Source organism: Streptomyces sp. NPDC016459, assembly GCF_040632845.1.
Classification (GTDB): Bacteria; Actinomycetota; Actinomycetes; order Streptomycetales; family Streptomycetaceae; genus Streptomyces.
In genome coordinates, this window is sequence record NZ_JBEYCR010000004.1 from 162530 (window position 1) to 183555 (window position 21026).

Here is a 21026-nt window from a genome sequence, read left to right on the forward strand (position 1 = left end):
CGGGCGCCCGGGGCGCCGTCTAGCGGGAGAGCGCCGTGCGCAGGGCCTCGTGGATCAGCTCGCAGCCGTACCGGAGCACGTCGTTCTCCATGGTCAGCGCGGGCAGCAGCTTGAGGACGGCCTTGTCACGGCCGGTCGACTCCACGATCAGGCCGCGTTCGAAGCACCAGGCCACCACGTCGTCCGCGGCTCGGCGGCCGCCCGCGTGGGTCAGGTCGATGCCGATGGCGTGGCCCTCGGCGCGGATCTCGACGCCGGGCAGCGGGTGGGTCTCCCAGAAGGTGCGCAGCAGTTCGGCGCCGTCGCGAGCCTGGTCGAGGAAGGCCTGGCTCTGCCAGAGGTCGAGGGCGCCGCAGGCGGCGACGAACGCCAGCTGGTTGCCGCGGAAGGTGCCCGGGTGGTCACCGGCCGCCCACGAGTCGAGGCCTTCGCGGATGAGGAGGATCGACATCGGCAGTCCGAGGCCGCCGATGGACTTGGAGACGGTGATGAGGTCGGGGACGACCCCGGCCTGCTCGAAGGAGAAGAAGCCGCCGGTCCGGCCGCAGCCGGCCTGGATCTCGTCGGCGATGAGGACGATGCCGTACCGGTCGCAGAGGGCGCGCAGTCGCCGCAGGTCGGCGTCGGGGATGCGGTAGACCCCGCCCTCCATCTGGACGACCTCGAGGATGACCGCCGCGGGCAGTTCGACGCCGGACAGGTCGTCGGTGAGGTACTGCTCCAGGAGGTCCATGGTCGGGAACGGGCCGCGCGGGCCGACGGGGAACGGCAGGTGGGTGACCTCACCGAGGGGCATCCCGGCCACCTTGCGCAGCGACAGGTCCGCGGTCGCGGCGAGGCTGCCGCGGCTGACGCCGTGGTAGGCGCCGGAGAAGGCGATGACCTGGGACCTGCCGGTGTGCTTGCGGGCCAGCTTCAGCGCCGCCTCGACGGCGTCGGTGCCGGTGCTGCCGCAGAACTGGACACGGTGGTCCAGGCCGCGCGGCTCCAGGACCTCCCGGCCGAAGCGCTCCAGGAACTCGCGCTTGGCCGCCGTGTGGAAGTCGAGCGCGTGCAGCAGCCCGTCACCCTCCAGGTGGGCGACGACCTGGCGCTTGATGTGGGCGTGGTTGTGGCCGTAGTTGAGAGCGCCCGCGCCGGAGAAGAAGTCGACGTACTCCGTGCCGTCCTCGGCGACCAGGGTGGTGCCGTGGGCCGAGCTGAGGAGGACGGGGAACGCCCGGCAGTACGAGCGGACGGCGGACTCACGGGTCTCGAACACCTCGGTGGAGCCGGCTTCGAGCACCCGCGGCGACGTCGTCTCGAACACCTGGGGGGACGGGGCGCCGAGCACCTGGGGGGAGGGGGCTTCGCGCACCTGCGGGGACGTGGTCAGATCTGCCAGGACCGTCATCGGGGGTCTCCAATCGGGAGGGGGGAGAGCGGGAGTACCTGGCCGACGGTGGCGGCAGGTGTACGGGCGACCGCGGCGAGCAGCGCGAGGTAGTCGTCGAGCAGCCTCGTCGCCTCGGTGTCGGCGACGCGGTCGCCGTAGTAGGAGAGGGCGATACGGGGTTCGGCGTCGTCGGTGATGTCCAGGCGGAGCGCGTACTCGGTCTGGTTCCGGGTGCCGTCGCTCTCGGTGCCGCGCTGGACGCTCGCGGACTGCTGGGCGCGCAGCCCCGAGGACACCGGGTAGTTGGCGACGACGACGACCGAGTCGAACAGCGGTCCTTCGCCCGACCCCATCCGCTGGAGGGCGCCGGTGGGGACCGAGGTGTGCTCGGCACCCTCGACGCGGGCCAGCTGGAAGCGGTCGAACAGGGAGGTCAGGGTGTCGTCCCTGTTCACCTCGATCCGGACCGGAAGGGCGGCGATGAACAGGCCGACCGCGCGTTCCAGGCCTTCGACTGCCCGATCGCGGCCCGCCGAGACCACGCCGACGGTGACGTCGGCGCGCTCCAGGCGCGAGGCGGCGAGCAGGGCCCAGCCCGCGCAGGCCAGGGTCGAGAAGGTGTGCCCGTGCTCGGCGGCCCGCTCGCGCAGCGTCTCGGCGACCGCGGGGTCCAGCCGGCCCGCCGTACGGCTGAAGCGGGACGGACCGAGGCGGCCCGGCTCGGCGGCGAGGCGCGAGGGGAGCGCCCCGGCCAGCCGGCCCCGCCAGAAGGCGCCGTCCGCCTCGGGGTCGGTGGCCTCGGCGTCGAGTGCGGGGACGGGCGGGAGGCCGGCGTCGCGGCCTTCGAGTGCGGCGAGGTACAGCGCGAGGAGTTCGTCGAGCAGCACCAGGTTCGACCAGCCGTCGGCCACGAGGTAGCTCTGGATCTGGCCCAGCCACCAGGTGGACGGGCCGCGCACCAGCCACACCCGCCACAGCGGCGGCCGGGACACGTCGAAGGGCCTGGTGCGCTCGGCTTCGAGGAGGGCGATGAGCTCGTCGGCGACCGCGTCCGGGTCGTGGTCGCTCCAGTCGAGCACCTCGATCTCCGGGTCGAGGGGGTCGGCGACGACGGGGGTCCAGGAGCCGCCGTGCCCGCCGCCGGCGCCGCCGGTGCCGGTGCCGGTGCCGGTTGCGGTGCCGGTTGCGGTGCCGGTGCTGGCGGCGGTTGCGGTGCCGGTGCCGGTGTCCCCTGCGGGCGGGGTGTCACCGGCGGGCCGGGCGTCGGCGCGCCGGAAGCCGGTGCGCAGGACCGCGTGCCGGGCGTTGAGCTGCTGCCAGGCGGTCCGGAAGCAGTCGGGGTCGATCACGAACGGCAGCTCCGTCGTGGACTGCATCTGGTACAGGCCGGGCACCCAGGCGCTGTCGAGGACGTCGAGCATGTGGTGCTGTCCGGGCGTCACCACGGGCCCGGCGGCGCGGGTGCGGCTCGCGCCCCGGGCGGGGGCGGCGGCCTCGTGCTCGTCGACCGCCTTCGCCAGGGCCTCGATCGTCTGGTGGGCGAACACCATGCGGGGCGTCATCTCGATCCCCGCGCGGCGGGCGGCGCTCACCATGCGGATGACCGCGATGGAGTTGCCGCCGAGGGTGAAGAAGCCGATGTCGACCGGGACGTCGTCGCGGCCCAGGGCCTCGCGCCACAGCGTCACCAGGGCCCGCTCGGTCCCGGTGCCCGCGGCGCGCCCCGTGACGGCCGCGGCCGTGGGCGCCGGCAGCTCGCGCCGGTCGACCTTGCCGTTGTGGGTCAGCGGGAAGGACTCCATGCGGACGAAGGAGGCCGGCACCATGTGCTGGGGCAGGCGCGCCGACAGCTGCCGCTTGAGCTCGGCGTCGTCGGGGACCTCCCCGGCGGGGGGCGCCACCAGATAGGCCACGAGCGTCTTCGCGCCGTCGCGCGGGCCGTGCGCCGCGACCAGGCAGGAGCCGCCGCCGATGACCTCCCGCAGGGCCGCCTCGATCTCGCCGGTCTCCACCCGGTAGCCGTTGATCTTGATCTGGAAGTCGATGCGGCCGAGCAGTTCGAGGTTGCCGTCCGGCATCCAGCGGGCACGGTCGCCGGTGCGGTACAGCCGGGCCCCGGGCGCCGTGCTGAACGGGTCGGGCACGAAGCGCTCGCCGGTCAGCCGGGCCCGGTTGTGGTAGCCCCAGCCGACACCGACGCCGCCGAGGTACAGCTCGCCGGGCACGCCCACGGGCAGCGGCGACAGGGCCGAGTCGAGGACGTACGAGGTCTGGTTGGCCATCGGGGCGCCGTACGGGATGCTGCGCTGCTCCGGCAGGACCTCGCCGATCAGGTGGATCGTCGAGTCCATGGAGACCTCGGTGGCGCCGCCCATGCTGACCAGTTGCGCCGAGGGGATCAGCTGCGCCGCGCCGCGCTGCGGGAGCGCCAGCGGGATCCAGTCGCCGCCGAGGAGCACCAGCCGGATCGGCAGTCGCTCCCCGCCGCGTATCTCGCACTCCTCGACGAGCAGCCCGAACAGGGCGGGGACCGAGTGCCACACGGTGACGGCCTCGCGCTCGATCGTCTCGATCCAGCGGTGCGGCGCACGCTCGTCCTCGGCCGCGGGGAACACCACGGTCGCGCCGGCCATGAGCGTGCCGAACACGTCGTACGCGCTCATGTCGAAGGCGAGCGCCGAGACGCCGAAGACCTTGTCGCCGGGGCCGACGAGGAAGCGCCGGTTGAAGTCGGTGAAGTTGTTGACCCGGCCCCGGTGGTCGAGCAGCACGCCCTTGGGCAGACCGGTCGAGCCCGAGGTGTAGATCAGGTACAGCAGGTCGTCCGGGCGGACGTCCCGCTCGGGCCGGGTCGCCGGGTGGGACGCGGCGGACGCGGGGTCGACGGCCGTCACGCCGTCGCCGCCGAGCCGCTCGTCACGGGTGACGACAAGCCGGGCGCCGGAGTCCGCCAGCATCCACTGGAGGCGCTCGGCCGGGTAGCCCGGGTCGAGCGGCACATAGCCCGCACCCGTCTTGGCGATGGCGAGCTGGGCGACGACCAGGTCGATGCCGCGCTCCAGGCAGACGCCGACGCGCTGGTGGCGGCCGCAGCCCTCCGCGAGGAGCAGGTGGGCGAGCCGGTTGGCCCGCGCGTCGAGCTCGGCGTAGCTCACCGCCTCCTCGCCGCACGTGACGGCGACGGCGTCCGGCTCCAGGTCCGTCCACTCCTCGAACAGGCCGTGGGCGGTGGCGTGGGCGGGGAACTCCTCGCCCGTACGGTTCCACTCGTCGACGACGAGCTCCCGCTCGGCCGGAGTGAGCAGGTCCGCGTTGTCGACGTGGACGTCCGGGTTCTCGCACAGGCCGGTGAGGAGCCGCCGGTAGTGGCCGAGGAGGCGTTCGGCGGCGGCGGTGTCCAGCACCGACTCGTCGAACTCCAGCGACACCATGACCTCGTCGTCCGTCACCGCGCAGGACAGGTCGAGGGGGAACTTGGACGTGCCGGAGTGCAGAGGGGTGGGGGTCAGGGACAGGTCGCGCAGCCGCATCTCGTGGCCGGGCCCGTTGTTGAAGACGAACATGGCCTCGAAGAGCGGGCTCTCGGCCAGGGTGCGCCGGGGCGCGACCTTGTCGACGAGGACGTCGAACGGGATCTGGTGCTCCTGCGCCCACAGCGACTCGCGGCTGATCCCGGCGAGGACGTCACCGAGGCTGCCGCCGCCCGCGGACAGGTCGGCCACCACGGGGACGGTGTTCGCGAAGTAGCCGACCAGGCGCTCGGTCTGCCGGTTCCGGTTGGCCATGACCGTGCCGATGGCGAACCGGGAGGTGCCCGTGTACCGGTTGAGCAGCACCGCGAACGCGGTGAGCATCACGTTGAAGACGGTCGTGCGGTGCGCCTCCGCGGTGCGCTGGAGGTCACGGCCGAACTGCCCGTCCCACTGGCAGCGGATGCGCCGGCCGGTACGGGCCGTGCCCCGGTCCCCGTTCGGCGAGAGGCCGAGCGGCTGGACCCAGGCCAGCTGCTCACGCCACTGCGCGACCAGCCGGTCGTAGTCGTCGGGCTCCTGGGCCCGCTCGTGGGCGGCCGCGTCGGCGTAGTCGATGCCGAGCGCGGGCAGCCGGGGCGGGCGGCCCGCGCGGGCCGCGTCGTACAGCTCCGCGAGGTCCTCCAGGAGGACGCCCACCGACCACGCGTCGGTCGCGATGTGGTGCACGACCAGGGCGAGGAGGTGGTCGTCGGCGGCGATCCGGAACAGCCGCCCGTGGATCACGGGGCCGTCCGCCAGGTCGATCGGCCGGGCCGCCTCGCGCTGCGCGGTGGCCACGGCGGCCTCCTCGTCGGCGGCCTCCTCGACCGGCAGCGCCACCGGCGCGGCCGGCAGGACGACCTGTTCGAGGCCGCCGTCCGGCAGCTGCCGGTAGACGGTGCGCAGGACCGCGTGCCGGGCGACGAGCCCGTCGAGCGCGGAGCCGAGCGCGGTGACGTCGAGCGCGCCGCGCAGCCGCACGCCGTAGGGGACGTTGTACAGCGGCCTGCCGTCCGCGAGGGACTCGGCGACCCACAGCTGCTCCTGGCCCCGGGACAGCGGGCCGGGTGTCGCGGGGTCGCGGCGGCGGATGGTGCGGGCGGTCGCCCGCTGCCTGCCGCGGGCCAGCAGCAGCGAGGCCATCAGCTCCCGCTTGGCCGCGGACAGGCTCTCCTTGCTCTCCCGCTCGGTGGCGGCTTCCCGGATCATGCGTCCCTCTCCTCGCCGGCCGCGAGCAGCTCGCGGGCCTGGTCGTCGGTGACTCCGTCGAGCAGCGCCTCGAGTTCGAGGAGCTCGGCCTCGCTGAGTCCGGCCAGCTGGAGTTCCTCCAGGGCCTGTGCGACACCGCGCACGGTGGGCTGCTCGAAGACCGCGCGCAGCGGCAGTTCGATGTCGGTCCGCGCGGCCAGTTCGGCCACGAGACGGGTGGCGAGCAGCGAGTGGCCGCCCAGGGTGAAGAAGTCGTCGAGCGCGCCGACCGCCGGGGTGCGGAGCAGCTCCTCGAACACCGACGCCACGAGCCGCTCGGTCGGTCCCGACAGCTCCTCGAAGCGCCGGCGGACCCGCTCGACGGTCACGTCGTCCCGCTGGAGCGCGGCCCGGTCGACCTTGCCGTTCGGGGTGCGCGGCAGCCGGTCGGCGAACACGTAACCGGTCGGGACCATGTAGCGCGGCAGGCGGGTGCCGACCGCGGCGGCCAGGACGGCCGGGTCGTGCTCGGTGCCGACCACGCAGGCGACCAGGGTGGGTTCGCCGTCGCAGTCGCGCAGGACGACCGCCGCCTCCCGTACGGCGGGCAGCTCGCACAGGGCCGTCTCGACCTCGCCGGCCTCGATGCGGAAGCCGCGGATCTTGAGCTGGTCGTCGAGCCGTCCGAGGAACTCCAGGCGCCCGTCGCCGTGGAGCCTGACCCGGTCGCCGGTGCGGTACAGCCGGGCGCCGGGTTCCGTGGCGTACGGGTCGGGGACGAACCGTTCCGCCGTTGCCTTCGGGTCGCCGAGGTAGCCGCGGCCGACCACCTGCCCGCCGATGGCGAGCTCGCCCGGCACGCCGAACGGCAGGCGCCGTCCCTGCGCGTCGAGGACGTAGGACGTCACACCGGCGACGGGGGTGCCGAGCGGGACCGCGCGGTCGGTCGGCGGCGGTGTCGTGAGGACCGCGAGGTGGGTGTCGTCCGCGCACTCGGCGGGGCCGTAGGCGTTGACCATCGGGATCCCGGGGAAGCGGCGCAGCCAGTCGGCCGCGAGGTCCGGCGGCAGGGCCTCTCCGGTGGCGATCAGGTACCGCAGGCTCCCCAGATCACCGCCCTCGGCGTGGTCGAGGAGCGCCCTGATCATGCCGGGCACCAGCTGGAGCACGCTGACTCCGCGCTCCCGGACGAGGGCGAGCAGCGCCTCGGCGTCCCGGCTGGTGTCGTCGTCGCCGACCACGGTGGTCGCGCCGCGCGTCACCGCGACGAGCATCTGCCAGACGGAGATGTCGAACGACTGGGAGGCGGTCTGGGCGATGACGTCGCCCGAGGTCAGCTCCAGGTCGTGGGCCATCAGCTCCAGGTGGTTGAGCAGTCCGGCCTGTTCGATCTCCACGCCCTTGGGCTCACCGGTCGTACCGGAGGTGAAGATGACGTAGGAGCGCCGGGCCGGGTGCGTGCCGCGCGGGTCGAGCGGACGGTCCGACACGGAGTCGTCGAGCACGAGGTGGCTGCCGCGGTCCTCGCCGAGCAGGGCGGCGACACGGTCCGCCTGCTCGTCGTCGGTGACCGCGACGACCGCGCCGAGCCGGTCGAGCACGGAGGTGATGCGCCGGTCCGGTACGGCCGGGCTGACGGGTACGTACGTCGCGCCGGCCGCGTCGCAGGCGAGGGCGGCGGCGATGTGCCGGGCCGAACGCCCGGCGCACACCACCACGGCCGGCTCGGGGCCGGTGGCCGCCGTGGACAGTCGTCCGGCGAGGGCCGCGACCCGGTCCCGCAGTTCGCGGTAGGTCCAGACGGTGTCGCCGTCGATGACGGCGGGGGCGTCCGGGGTGTGCCGCGCCCAGTGTTCGAGGGACTCGGTCGTGGTCGCCGGCGTGAAGGCCTCCGGTCCCGCGCTCAGGGCGTCCTGGGCGGCGGCCTCGGCGGCCGGGCGCAGTTCCAGTTCGGCGACGGGCCGCTTGGGGGCGGCGGCGATGCTGCCGAGCAGGGCCTCGAAGTGGTCCAGGAGCGTCTGGCCGGTCTCCTCGTCGAAGAGGTCGGCGTTCAGTTCGAGGGTGGCGCGCAGGCCGTCCTTCTCCTCGGCCAGGTCCAGGCTGAGGTCGAACTTGGCGGTGCCGACCGGGGCGTGCAGCCGCTCCAGCCTGAGGTCGCCGAGGTCGATCTCCGAGTAGGGCGTGTTGTGCAGGGTGAACATGACCTGGAACAGCGGGCTGGTGCTCAGGTCCCGGCTCGGCTGGAGCGCGTCCACCACACGGTCGAAGGGGACGTCCTGGTTGGCGTAGGCGGAGAGCGTCGTGGAGCGGACGCGTTCGAGCAGTTCGCTGAAGGACTCCTCGGCGGAGAGCGTGTTGCGGAAGACGATCGTGTTCACGAAGAACCCGACCACGTCCTCGATCTCGACCGAGCGGGTCCCGACCGGGGTGGCGACCGCGATGTCCGCGGCTCCGCTGTAGCGGTGCAGCTGGCAGTTGAACGCCGCGAGCAGCGTCATGAACAGGGTCGCGTTGTGCTCGCGGCCCACCTGCCGTACCCCGCCGACCAGTTCGGCGTCGAGCACCCGGCGGATCGTCAGGCCCCGGTTGGTCATCGCCGCCGGCCTGGGCCGCTGCGCGGGGAACTCCAGGAGCGGCGCCGGCTTCGCCAGCGTCTCGCACCAGAAGTCGAGCTGCGCCTGGTGGTCGCCGCCCTCGACCCGCTCGCGCTGCCAGCTCGACCAGTCGGCGTACTGCACGTCGAGCTCGGGCAGCGGGGAGGCCGTGCCCTGGCGGTGCGCCTGGTACAGGGCCGCGAAGTCGCGGACCACGATCTGCAGGCCCCAGCCGTCGGCGACGACGTGGTGCACGGCGAGGACGAAGACGTGGTCCTCGTCGGAGATCCGGATCAGGGTCGCCTGTTCGAGCGGAGCTTCCGCCAGGTCGAAGCGGTGCCGCGCGGCGTCGTCGACGAGCTGCGGCCAGCGCTGCTCGGCGGTCTCCTCGGGCTCGCCGCTCAGGTCGACGACCGTGAGCGGCATGGTGACCGATCCGGCCGGCTCGACGATCTGGCTCACCCGGCCGTCGTCCATGACCAGACGGGTGCGGAGCACCTCGTGCCGGGCGACCAGCTCGTCGAGCGTCGCCGACAGGGCACCGGTGTCCAGCGGGCCGCGCATGCGCACGACCGTGGCGCTGTTGTAGGCGCCGGTGTCGCCCTCCAGCTGGTCGAGGAACCAGAGGCGTTCCTGGCCGTAGGAGGCGGGAAGCGGGCCGGTGCGGGGCAGGGCGACGACCGGTGCGGTGGTGCTCCCGCCGCCGGCGACGCCGTCGATGTGCGCCGCGAGGTCCCGTACGGTCTGCTTCTCGAACAGCGTGCGCAGCGCGATCTCGCAACCGAACACCCGGCGGATCCGGGACACGACCTGGGTGGCCATGAGGGAGTGCCCGCCGAGGTTGAAGAAGTTGTCCTCGGGGCCCACCGCGGGCGCGCCGAGCACGTCCTGCCACAGGCCGGCGACCAGTTCCTCGGTGGGGGTCAGCGGGGTGCGCGGGCCGTCCTCGTGGCCGCCGGTCACCGAGGACGGCTCGGGCAGCGCGGCACGGTCGATCTTGCGGTTCGGGGTCAGCGGGAAGGCGTCGAGGGCGACGACGAACGCCGGGACCATGTAGTCCGGCAGCCGCTTGCGGACGAAGGCCCTCACCTCGTTGCCGACGGCCCTGGTGCCGGGCCTCGACACCACGTACGCGACCAGCGCGTTCTCCCCGGCGGCGTCCGTACGCGCCATGACGAGGGCGTCCTGGACGTCCGGCGCGGCGCAGATCACGTGCTGCACCTCGTCCGTCTCCACGCGGTAGCCGCGGATCTTGACCTGGGTGTCGGCGCGGCCGAGCGGGGTGACGGAGCCGTCGGGCAGGTGCCGGCCGAGGTCGCCGGTGCGGTACATGCGGTCGCCCTCGGTGTCCCCGAACGGGCTGCGCACGAACCTGGCGGCGGTGAGCACCTCGTCATGGGCGTAGCCGAGCGAGAGGTGCGGGGAGCGGATGACGATCTCGCCCGGCTCTCCGACTCCGGCCTGCTGCCCCGCCTCGTTGAGGACGAGGAGCTGGACGTCCTTCATGCCCCGGCCGAGCGGGTACGTGACACCCGGGTCGGTGTCGGCGACACCGTGGGCCGCGGGCACCACGTGGTAGCCGACGGCGCGCTGCGTCTCGGTCGAGCCGTACAGGTTGACGCAGGTCGCCGAGCCCGCCATGCGGGTGATGGCCCGCACGTCACGGCTGGTCAGCGTGTCACCGAGGAAGAAGACCCGCTCCAGGAGCGGCAGGGTGCCGGGAGCGACCGACAGCTGGTCGAACAGCCTCGCCATCGGAGGCGTCATGTGGCTGACCGAGACCTGCGCGGTGCGGAACCACTGCGCGAGCCGGCCCGGGGTCTCGACATCGAGCCGGTCGGGCACGCAGATCGTGGCGCCCGTGACCAGCGGCGTGAACACCTCGCGGTGCAGCGGGTCGTGGCTGATGCCGGAGAGCAGGCTGTAGCGGTCGGTCTCACGGAGACCGAAGGTCTCCACCATCCAGGGCACGAAGTGGGTGAGGGAGCCGTGCGCGCCCCGGATGCCCTTCGGCTTGCCGGTGGAACCCGAGGTGAACGCGATGTACGCGCAGTCCCGGGGCCCCACCTCGACGGCACCGGCCGGTTCCGCGCCCTGCGGCACCAGGTGCCGGGCGTCCGACAGCTTCGACGGCAGCTCGAAGCGACAGCGCAGCGACGCCTCCTGGAGCGCGGTGTCCACGGCGAGCGGCACGGCCCCCGCGCCCTCCAGCTGGAGGAAGGCGGTCGGGCGGGCCACCGCGAGGCAGTCGGCGATGCGGTCCGCCGGATAGCTCGGGTCGAGGATGGCGAACGACGCTCCGGCGCGCATCACGGACAGGATCGCCCAGACCAGCGAGGCACTGCGCTCGCCGTAGATGGCGACCACGTCGCCCTTGGCGACACCCTGCTGGTTGAGCAGGCCCGACATGGCGGCGGTCGCCCAGGCCAGGTCGCCGTAGGTCAGCTCCTGGCCCGGCTCGGTGATCGCGATCCGGTGCGGTTCCCGGGCGGCCCTGCGTTCGAACTGCTCGACCACCGACCCGTACCAGGTGGTGTCCAGGGGGGCGGCCGGGTCGGGCAGCGCGCGGCGCGCCAGCGGGGTGTCGAGCCGCAGCGAGTCGACGGGGCTGCCGCTGTCGGTGACCGCCTGCTCGATGACCCTGATCCACTGGGCGAGCAGCTCGTCCACCGTCGTCCGGTCGAAGCGGTCGGCGGCGTACATCAGGTCGAGCGTCAGACCCGCCTGCCCGGGGTCGACGTAGAAGGTCAGGTCGAACTTGGCGCCCAGGTCGGGGACGGCGAAGGTGTCGACGGTGAGACCCGGCAGGTCGCCCTGGCGCGGCGGGATGTTGAGCAGATTCAGATAGACCTGGAACAGCGGGGTGGTGTTCAGGTCGCGCTCGGGGGCGAGCCTGCCGACCAGCGTCTCGAACGGCACGTCCTGGTGCTCGTACGCGTCGAGCGTGGTGGCGCGGACCCGCTGGAGGAGTTCGTCGAAGGTCGGATCGCCGGAGAGGTCGGCGCGCAGCACGAGCGAGTTGATGAAGAAGCCGATGAGGTCCTCCACCTCGCGGTGCCGGCGGCCCGCGATGGGCACGCCGATCGCGAAGTCACGCTGGCCCGCGAGGCGGCCCAGGGTGAGCTGGAGGGTCGCCGCGAGCACCATGAACAGCGTCGCCCCGGACTCGGCGGCGAGCCGCTCCATCGCCTGGCGCAGCTCCGGCGTGACGGTCGCCCTGGCCCGGTGGCCCTGGTCGGCCGTTGCCTCGGCGTCGGCGTCGGCGTCGGACGTGCCGCGCGAGACGGGCAGGCTGAGCGAGGGCAGCGCGTCGAGCTGCTCGCACCAGTACGCGACGGAGGCGTCGAGTGCGCCGGAGTCGAGCTGGTGGCGCTGCCAGCGGGAGAACTGCTCGTAGGTGGCCTTCAGCGGGGGCAGCGGCGAGGCCGGCTCGTGGCCGGTCTCCTCGGCGTAGAAGTGGGTCAGATCCCGCTTGAGGATCTCCATCGACCAGCCGTCGCCCACGATGTGGTGCAGGGTCAGGACGAGGACCGCGTCGTCGTGGCCGATCCTGAGCAGCCGGACCCGCAGCAGCGGGCCGCCGGCCAGGTCCATCGGCTGCGCCGCCTCGCGGGCCACCAGGGCACGGGCCTCGGAGGCGCGCTCCTCGGCGGTCGCGCCGGTCAGTTCGGTGCGCGTCAGGGTGACGTCGGCGCCGTCCAGGACGGTCTGCGTCAGCTCGCCCTCCCGGTGGGTGACGACCGTGCGGAGCGTGGTGTGCCGGTCCACCAGGCGGGTGACGGCCCGCTGGAGGGCGGCCTCGTCGAGGTCGCCGGTGAGCCGGATCGCGCCGGCCAGGTGGTAGCGCCCGGTGGACGTGTTCTCGCCGGAGCCGTTCTCGATCTCCTCCAGCAGCCACAGCCGCTCCTGCATCACCGACAGCGGAGCGTCGCTCCCGCCGGTGGCGTGGGCGGCGATCCCGCCGGAGGTGTCCCGGGCGGAGGCGGCGTCGCACAGCGCGGCGTAGTCCCGGAGCACGGGCGCCTCGAACAGGGCCCTCAGCGGGACCGCGCGGCCCAGCTCCTCGCTCACCTGCGAGGTGATCACGGTGGCGAGCAGGGAGTGGCCGCCGATGGTGAAGAAGTCGTCACCCGCGCCGACCACGTCGACGTCCAGGACCTGGGCCCAGACACGGCCGACGGTCCGCTCGGTCTCCGTCTCCAGGGCCGCGAACTCCGCCAGCGCGAAGTCGGCGCGGCCGGGACGCCCGAGGCGGTTCGGGTCGATCTTGCCGCCGGGCAGCCGCGGCAGCTCCTCGCGGACCACGAAGGCGGCCGGGACCATGTGCGGCGGCAGTTCGGCCACGCACAGCTTCGCCAGCGCCTGCGGGGTCGACTCCGTGTCGGACGACTCGACATGGGCGACGAGGGCCCCGTCGACGCCCTGGACCACGGCCCGCGTCACCCCGGGGAGGGCCACCAGCACCGACTCGATCTCGGCCGGCTCGATCCGGTAGCCGCGCAGCTTGATCTGGCTGTCGCGACGGCCGCAGTAGTCCAGGGTCCCGTCGGCGCGCAGCCGGACGAGGTCGCCCGTGCGGTACATCCGGGCACCGGGAACGGTGGAGAACGGATCGGGCAGGAAGTGCCCGGCGGTCAGTGCGGGCCGGCCGTGGTAGCCGAGGGCCAGGCCCGCGCCGCCGACGAACAGTTCGCCGACCGCGCCGGCGACCACCGGCCGCAGCTCCGCGTCCAGGACGTACGCCGTGCCTCCCGGCAGCACCGCGCCCAGCGAGGCGGGGCGACCCGGCTCGCACACGGCGGCCGTGATGACGACGGTGCACTCGGTGGGACCGTACGCGTTGACGAAGCGCCGGCCCGGCTGCCACCGCTCGACCAGCTCGGCACGGCAGGCCTCGCCGCCCGACACCAGGGTCGTGAGCCGCGGCAGTTCACGGGCGGGCAGGGACGCGATCACCGACGGCGGCAGCAGGCACACGCTGACCGCACGCTCGGCGAGGACGTCGGCGAGCGCCTCGCCGACGAGGGCGTGCTCACGGCCGACGACGACCAGGGTGCCGCCCGCCGCGAGCGTGGAGAAGATCTCCCAGACGGAGGCGTCGAAGCTCAGGCTCGCGAACTGGAGCATGCGGGCGTCGGCGTCGATCCCGAAGACCCCCGCCTGGTACGCCGTGAGGTTGGCGAGCGCGCGGTGGGAGACGAGCACGCCCTTGGGGCGACCTGTGGAGCCCGAGGTGTACAGGAGGTACGCGGGGGCGTCGGCCGACGGCAGGGCCACGACCTCTGCCGGGTCCACGGCCTCCCGCAGCGCCTCCTCGACGAGGTCGCGGGTCACCAGACCGCGCGCCCCCGAGTCGGCGAGCATGAACTCCTTGCGCTCGTCCGGGTAGGCGGGGTCGATCGGCAGGTACGCGGCTCCGCAGCGCTGCGCCGCCAGGACGGCGACGACGGCCTCGACGGACGGCTCGACCGACACGGCGACGACGTCCCCGGGGCGCACGGCGAACCGCCGCGCGATCACCCCGGCGACCCGGTCCACCCGGGTGCGCAGCTCGCCGTAGGTCAGCGCGCTGTCGGGTCCTTCGACGGCGACCGCGTCGGCGCGGCTGTCCGCGACCCGCTCGAACTGCGCCCAGAAGGTGTCGGGAGCGGACGGCCCGGACCCCTCCGACGGCTCCGACGACCCCGCCGGTTCGGACGGCTCCGACGGCCAGCGGGTGAGGGTCGCCGCCGCCGACGGGGTCTCGACGCGCTCGTCCGGCCGCTGCGCCATCGCGCGGGCCGTCTCGCCGAACAGCCGGGCGACGAGCTGGGCGGTCCCGGGCAGGAACAGGTCCGAGTTGAACTCCAGCCAGCCCGTCAGCGGGCCGCCGTCGTCGGTGATCTCGAAGGTCAGGTCGGTCTTGGCGGTGCCGGTGTACAGCGGCGCCGTCTCGACCCGCAGACCGGGCAGGGCCGGCGTCGGCAGCGCGCCGTTGCGGACGTCGAGGATCGCCTGGAAGAGCGGGCTGCGGCTCGGATCGCGGTCCTGGCCGGTCGCCTCCACGATCGCGGAGAACGGGACCCACTGGTACGGCATCGTCTCCAGGGCGGTGGCCCTGGCGCGGTCGACGAGGTCACGGCCGGTGGCGGCGCCCGGCACCTCGAAGCAGAGCGGGACGGTGTTCACGAAGAAGCCGACGACGTCGTCGTACGCGCCGTCACCCGTGCGGTTGGCGTCGGGCACACCGACGACCACCCGCTCCTGCCCGGTCAGCCGGGACAGGGTGGAGGACACGCACGCGGCCAGCGTCATGAAGACGGTGGCCCGCTGGTCCCTGGCGAGGGAGCGCAGCAGGTCGGAGTCGGCCTGGCTCAGTGTCAGCGGCACCCGCGCGCCGTCGAAGGTCTGCACGGCCGGCCGGGGCCGGTCGAAGGGCAGGTCGAGGGCGAGCGGCGCACCGGCGAGGTGCCCGGTCCAGAACTCCAGACCGCGCCGGCCCTCGGCCGACTCCAGGCGGGCGGTCTCGTCGACCGCCCACCGGGCGTACTCGTGGACGACCGCGGGCGGTTCGCCGTGACCGGCGCCGGAGCCGTGCGCGTACAGCTCGGCCAGCTCCCCGGCGATGATCTCCATGGAGCGGCCGTCGGAGACGATGTGGTGGAAGGCCAGGAGCAGGGCGTGCTCGTCGGGTCCGAACGACACCAGGGCGGCGCGCATCAGCGGCGGCGCGTCCAGCCGGAAGAGCTCCCGGACGTGGTCGCCGACGAGTCCGGCGAGCTCCGCCTCGCGCTGTGCGGGCGTGACCGCGGTCCGGTCGATGACCTCGAAGGGGCAGGGAAGAGCGGTGTGCACGAAGGGCACGGGCCGGCCGCCCTCGTCCGTGAAGCCGGTGCGCAGCGCGGGGTGCCTCTCGACGATCGCGTCGAGGGCGCCGCGCAGGACGGCCGGGTCGAGCTCCCCGTACAGCCGCAGCACGCCGGGCACGACGTAGGCGCGGGAGCCGGGGGCGAACTTCTCCAGGAACCACAGCCGGCGCTGGCCGAGCGACAGGGCGGGTTCGACGGCGGCGGACGCGGAGGCGGCCGTCTCCGGCAGAGCCGTCCCGATGGAAGCGGTCTCCGCGGCGTCCGTCCCGGTGGAGACGGTCTCCGCGGCGGCGAGTTCGGCGATCCGCGCCGCCTGGGCGCGTACGGTCACCGACTCGAAGAACATCCGCAGCGGCGGCTGGACGCCGAACTCCCGGCGTACCCGGGTGTTGAGGTCCGCCGCGCGCAGCGAGTGCCCGCCGAGGGCGAAGAAGTCCTCGTCGGGACCGACCCCGGCGACTTCGAGGACCTGGCACCAGACCGCGGCGAGCCTGTTCTCCAGGGGCGACATGTCCGCCGCGCCGGCCGAGCGGGACGCGTCGAGGGCCAGCTCGCGCAGGGCGTGCGCGTCCACCTTGCCGTTCGAGGTCAGGGGGATCGCGTCCAGGACCAGCAGCCGGCTGGGGACCATGTAGCTGGGCAGCTCGCGGTTCAGCCAGTCGCGCAGCCCGTCCACGCCGACGCCCTCGCCGGTGACGGCGGCGATCAGTTCCGTCTCGCCGGTGCCGCGCGAGGCGACCACGGCCGCCTCGGCGACGTCGGGGTGCCGCCGCAGCGCCACGTCGACCTCACCGAGCTCGATGCGGTAGCCGCGTACCTTCACCTGCTGGTCGGCGCGGCCGACATAGCGCAGCTCGCCGTCGGCGGACCGGCGCACCAGGTCACCCGTGGCGTACAGACGCCGGCCCGGCCCGGTCGCGAACGGGTCGGGGACGAACCGTTCGGCGGTCTTGCGGGGCGCCGACGCGTAGCCGCGTCCGACACCCACGCCGCCGATGTACGCCTCCCCCACGACGCCGTCGGCGACGGGCCGCAGCTCGGCGTCGAGGACGTGGATCACCGCGTCGGTCATGTCGGCGCCGATGGACACGTCGCGGGCGCGAGAGACCCGGCCCGACTCCGGGCCGAGGTGGGCGACGGTCGAGCACACCGTGGTCTCGGTGGTGCCCCAGCGGTTGTACAGCTCGACGTGGCCGCGGTCGGCGGCGAACCACTGCGCGAGCTTGTCGGGGTGCGCGGCCTCGCCGCCGATGAGGATCGAGCGCAGCGCAGGCGGCACCCGCACACCCGCTTCGAGGGCGGTGACGAGCACGTGGAAGAAGGCGGTGGGGATGTCGACCAGGGTGAGCCGCTGGTCCGCGCACCAGGCCCAGAAGCGTTCCGGCGAGCCGAGCACCGACTCGTCGCGGAGCACGAGGGTCGCGCCCCGGGTCCAGGCGGAGAAGATCTCCTCCAGGCAGGGGTCGAAGGTGAGCGGCGCGAACTGCAGCACCCGGTCGCCCTCCTCGACGTCGAAGGCGTCGAGGAAGGACAGCAGGTAGCTCACCAGCGACCGGTGTTCGATCTGCACGCCCTTGGGGCGTCCGGTCGAGCCGGAGGTGAAGATGACGTACGCCAGGCTGTCGCCGGTGACGGTGAGCGCGGGACGGTCCTCGGGGAGGTCCGCGCCGGACTCCTCGTCGATGCGGGTCGCGGTGCCCAGGGAGCCCGCGAGGTCCGCGGTCGCGCCGTGGCAGAGGATCCGGGCGCAGCGCGCGTCGCCGACCATGTCGGCGAGACGGCTCTGCGGCAGCGTCGGGTCCAGGGGCACGAAGGCCGCCCCGGACTTCATGACGGCGAGCATCGCGACGATCAGCTCGGAGGAGCGCTCCAGGCAGAGGCCGACGGTGTCCTCGGGTCCGAGGCCGTCCTGGCGGAGGCGGTGCGCGAGCCGGTTTGCCGCGCGTTCCACCTGGGCGTACGTCAGCTCCGCCGCGCCGGCCGTGAGGGCGACCGCGTCGGGGGTGCGGTCGGCCGTCGCCTCGAACAGCTCGTGCACGGAGGTGACGCCGGGCAGGGTGCGGGCGGGGACGTCGGCGCGGGTGAGGGACTCGGTCGCGCCGGTGAGGCGCAGCGCCGAGACCGGTGAGTCGCCGTGGGTGACGATCTGGCCGAGCAGTTCGAGGAACTGCCCGCCCAGCGAGGCGGCGAGGCCCTCGTCGAAGCGGTCCGCGCGGACCAGCATGTGCGCGAGGAGGCCGCCGTCGGCGGGTACGGCGTGCAGGGTGATGTCGAACTGGGTGGCCAGTTCGCCGGCCGGGAACGGTTCGAGGGTGAGGTCGCCGAGGACCGCGCTGTCGCTACCGGCGCCGAAGAGGACGGAGGTGACGTCGTCGGCGATCGCGTTGTGCGGCCGCTCGAAGACGACCGCCGTGTTGATCGCGGCCGAGGTGTTGCCCCTGGCGCGCAGCAGCTCGACCAGTCGGCTGACCGGGAAGTGCTGGTGGCCGAGGGATTCCCGCAGCTGCTGTCCGGTGCTGCGGATCAGCTCGGTGACGCTGGCGTGGGCGCCGGGCTCGGCGCGTACGGGAATGGTGTTGACGAAGTAGCCGAGCGTGTTGCGGAAACGTGCCTGCGGCCGGCCGGCCGTGGTGGCGCCGACGATGAAGTCCCGGGTGCCGCTGTGCGCGGCGACGAGGACCTCGAAGGCCGCCATCAGGACCGAGAACACCGTCGTGCCGCTGTCGCCCGCGACGCGCTCCAGGTCGGCGAGCAGCGCGGCGTCCACGGTCACCCGGTGGCTCGCGACACCCTTCTCCGGCCGCGGACGCTCCCGTACCGGAAGCGTCGGTGCCTGGACGTCACCGGCCAGCAGGTCGAGCCAGTAGCGCTCGTCGTCCCCCCACTGCGGGGAGCGCTCGTAGTCCTGCTGCCAGCGGACGAACTCCTCGTAGCCGACGGCCGCCGGGAGGTCGGGGGTGCGCTCGTGCAGGAGGTCGCCGTAGACGGTCGTCAGCTCGTCGAGCAGGGTCACCACCGACCAGAAGTCCGTGATGGCGTGGTGCTGCGCGAGGACCAGGACCGGTGCGCCGCAGCCGGTGAACAGCCTGGCGCGGGCGACGTCGCCTCCCTCGATGTCGAAGGGGTCGAGGGCGCACGCGTCGACCCGGGCCCTGAGCACCGGCTCCGCCTCGCCCGTCAGGTCGACGACGTCGAGCACGAACGGGACGGCGGGGTCGATCAGCTGCGTCCGACGGCTGCCGTCGGTGCCGAAGCGGGCGGTCAGGACGGGGTGGCGGGCGCCGATGTGGCGTACGGCGGCGGACAGCACGCCCGTGTCGACCGGCTCGTGCAGCCGGACGGCCACCGAGACGTTCTGCAGGCAGTCCGGGCCTTCGAGGTCGCGCATGAACAGCAGCGACTGCTGACCGGCCGACAGCGGTACGGCCCCGCCGCGCCGGCCGGGCTCCTGCCGCACCGGCGCGTCGGGCGCGGTGTGCGCGCGCTCCTCGATCGCCGTGGCCACCTCGCGCAGGCTCGTCGGCTGGAGCAGCAGGCCCGGGTCGGTGACGACACCGAGCTGCTCCTCGATCCGGAAGGCCAGGTCGACCGCGGCGAGGGAGTCGAGGTCCAGCTCGGCGACCATGGTGGCGGGCGCGTCGCCCTCACCCCGGCCGACCAGGCTCAGGGCGCGCTCGATGGTGTCGACGCGCTGCTCGCGGGGGAGCGCCAGGAGTTCGGCGCGGGCGGGGAGGGTGAGCTGTCGCTTCCCGCCGTGGGCCGGGGTGGACGCGGAGCGGCGGTGCAGCTCGCCCTCGACCTGCCCGGAGGTGTACGCCGTCCGGCCGGCCAGGCGCTGGATCTTGCCGCTGGAGGTCTTGGCGAGGCTGCGGGCGGCGAGCAGGATCACGTCGAGCAGGGCGATGCCGTGCTCGTGCTGGACGGCGGCGGCGATCGCGTCGGCGATCCGGGGGAGTTCCTCCTCGGGGGTGCCGACGGCGACCTCGTGGAGGACGACGCACTCCTCGCCGTCCCCGGTCTCCACCGAGAACGCCGCGCCGCAGCCGGGGCGGGCCCACGAGGACGCCGCGACGGCGGTCTCCTCCAGGTCGTGCGCGTAGAGGTTCCGGCCGCGGACGACCATCATCTCCTTGAGGCGGCCGGTGACGTGGATCTGGCCGTCCAGGACGAACCCGAGGTCGCCGGTGCGCAGATAGGGCAGCGGGTCGTCGGCGAGCCGGGCGCCGAAGGCGGCCTCGGTCGCGGCCTCGTCCTCCCAGTAGCCGGAGGCGACGGAGGTGCCGCGCACCCACAGCTCGCCCACGGCGCCGGGGGCGACGCGGGCGCCGGTCTCCGGGTCGACGACGGCGAGTTCGTGGTTCTCCGCGACGACACCGGAGGAGACGAGACGGTCACCGTCGGCGCGCTGCTCGGCGTGGCCCCGCTCCAGGGCGGCGCGGTCGATACGGGTGGTGTGGGCGCCGTTGCCGCGGCCGCTGCCGGCGACGAACAGGGTGGCTTCGGCGAGGCCGTAGCAGGGCAGCAGCGCGGACCTGTCGAAGCCGCTGGGGGCGAACGCCTCGGCGAAGCGCTCCAGGGTGCGGTGCCGCACCGGCTCGGCGCCGCAGAACGCGACCCGCCAGGACGACAGGTCGAGGGCCTCCCGCTCGGCGGGGGTGCTCTTGTTGACGCAGAGGTCGAAGGCGAAGTTCGGGCCGCCGCTGACGGTCGCGCCACGGGAGGAGACGGCCTCCAGCCAGCGCATGGGCCGGCGCATGAACTCCAGCGGGGACATCAGGACGTTGGAGAGACCGGACAGCATCGGCTGGAGGACACCGCCCAGCAGACCCATGTCGTGGTAGAAGGGCAGCCACGAGGCGACGACGTCGCCCTCGGTGATGCCGAAGCCGGCGGCGATCGCGGAGCCGTTGGACAGCAGGTTCCCGTGGGTCACCACGACACCGCGCGGGGTGCCGGTGGAACCGGACGTGTACTGGAGCAGGGCGATCGAGTCGGGCGTCAGCTCCGGGCGGCGCCAGTCGTCCGCGCCCTCCAGCATCGCGTCCTCGGTGACCACCCACGGCAGCCGCGCCACCTCGGGCGCCTGCTGCTCGAACAGCTCGTGGGTGAAGGCCAGCACGAGGCTGTCCGAGAGGACGAGCTCGGCACGGGAGCTCTGCACGACCGCGCGCAGCCGGGGCAGCGTACGGGCGATCCGCATCGGGTCCGGCGGGTACACGGGGACCGCGACCATGCCGGCGTACAGCGTGGCCACGAAGCCCACCACGAAGTGCTCGCCCGGCGGATACAGCAGCATGACCCGCGCACCCGGCTTGGCGCGCTCCAGGAGCGAGACGGCTATGGCCCGCGCACGCCTGTCGATCTCGAGCATGCTGAGCTCGGTGTCGACGCCACCGGCGTCGGCGAGGAATTCGTAGCGTGCGGTGGCACCGTGCTCGGAGACATTGCGGCGGATGACATCAACGACAGAGGTGTGTGCGTACATAGACCGTTCTCGCATCGGCGTGGA

General features: G+C 73.6%; 3 protein-coding genes. All 3 read right to left on the bottom strand.

Translation table 11 applies throughout. The features are described from left to right. Positions 1–19: 19 nt before the first annotated feature. From ABZ567_RS13245 to ABZ567_RS13255, 3 genes are read right to left on the bottom strand one after another with little or no spacing between them, the layout of a single operon-like run. Complete coding sequence (locus ABZ567_RS13245) at positions 20–1393, bottom strand: diaminobutyrate--2-oxoglutarate transaminase (protein WP_360788029.1); 1374 nt, start codon at positions 1391–1393, stop codon at positions 20–22. Further along, a complete protein-coding gene (locus ABZ567_RS13250; RefSeq protein ID WP_360788032.1) occupies positions 1390–6096 on the bottom strand; it encodes an amino acid adenylation domain-containing protein in 4707 nt (1568 codons plus the stop codon). The genes ABZ567_RS13245 and ABZ567_RS13250 overlap by 4 nt, the downstream gene beginning before the upstream one ends. Continuing rightward, positions 6093–21002, bottom strand: a complete 14910-nt coding sequence (locus ABZ567_RS13255) for an amino acid adenylation domain-containing protein (protein WP_360788035.1) — start codon at positions 21000–21002, stop codon at positions 6093–6095. The genes ABZ567_RS13250 and ABZ567_RS13255 overlap by 4 nt, the downstream gene beginning before the upstream one ends. Between the last annotated feature and the right edge of the window lie 24 nt (positions 21003–21026).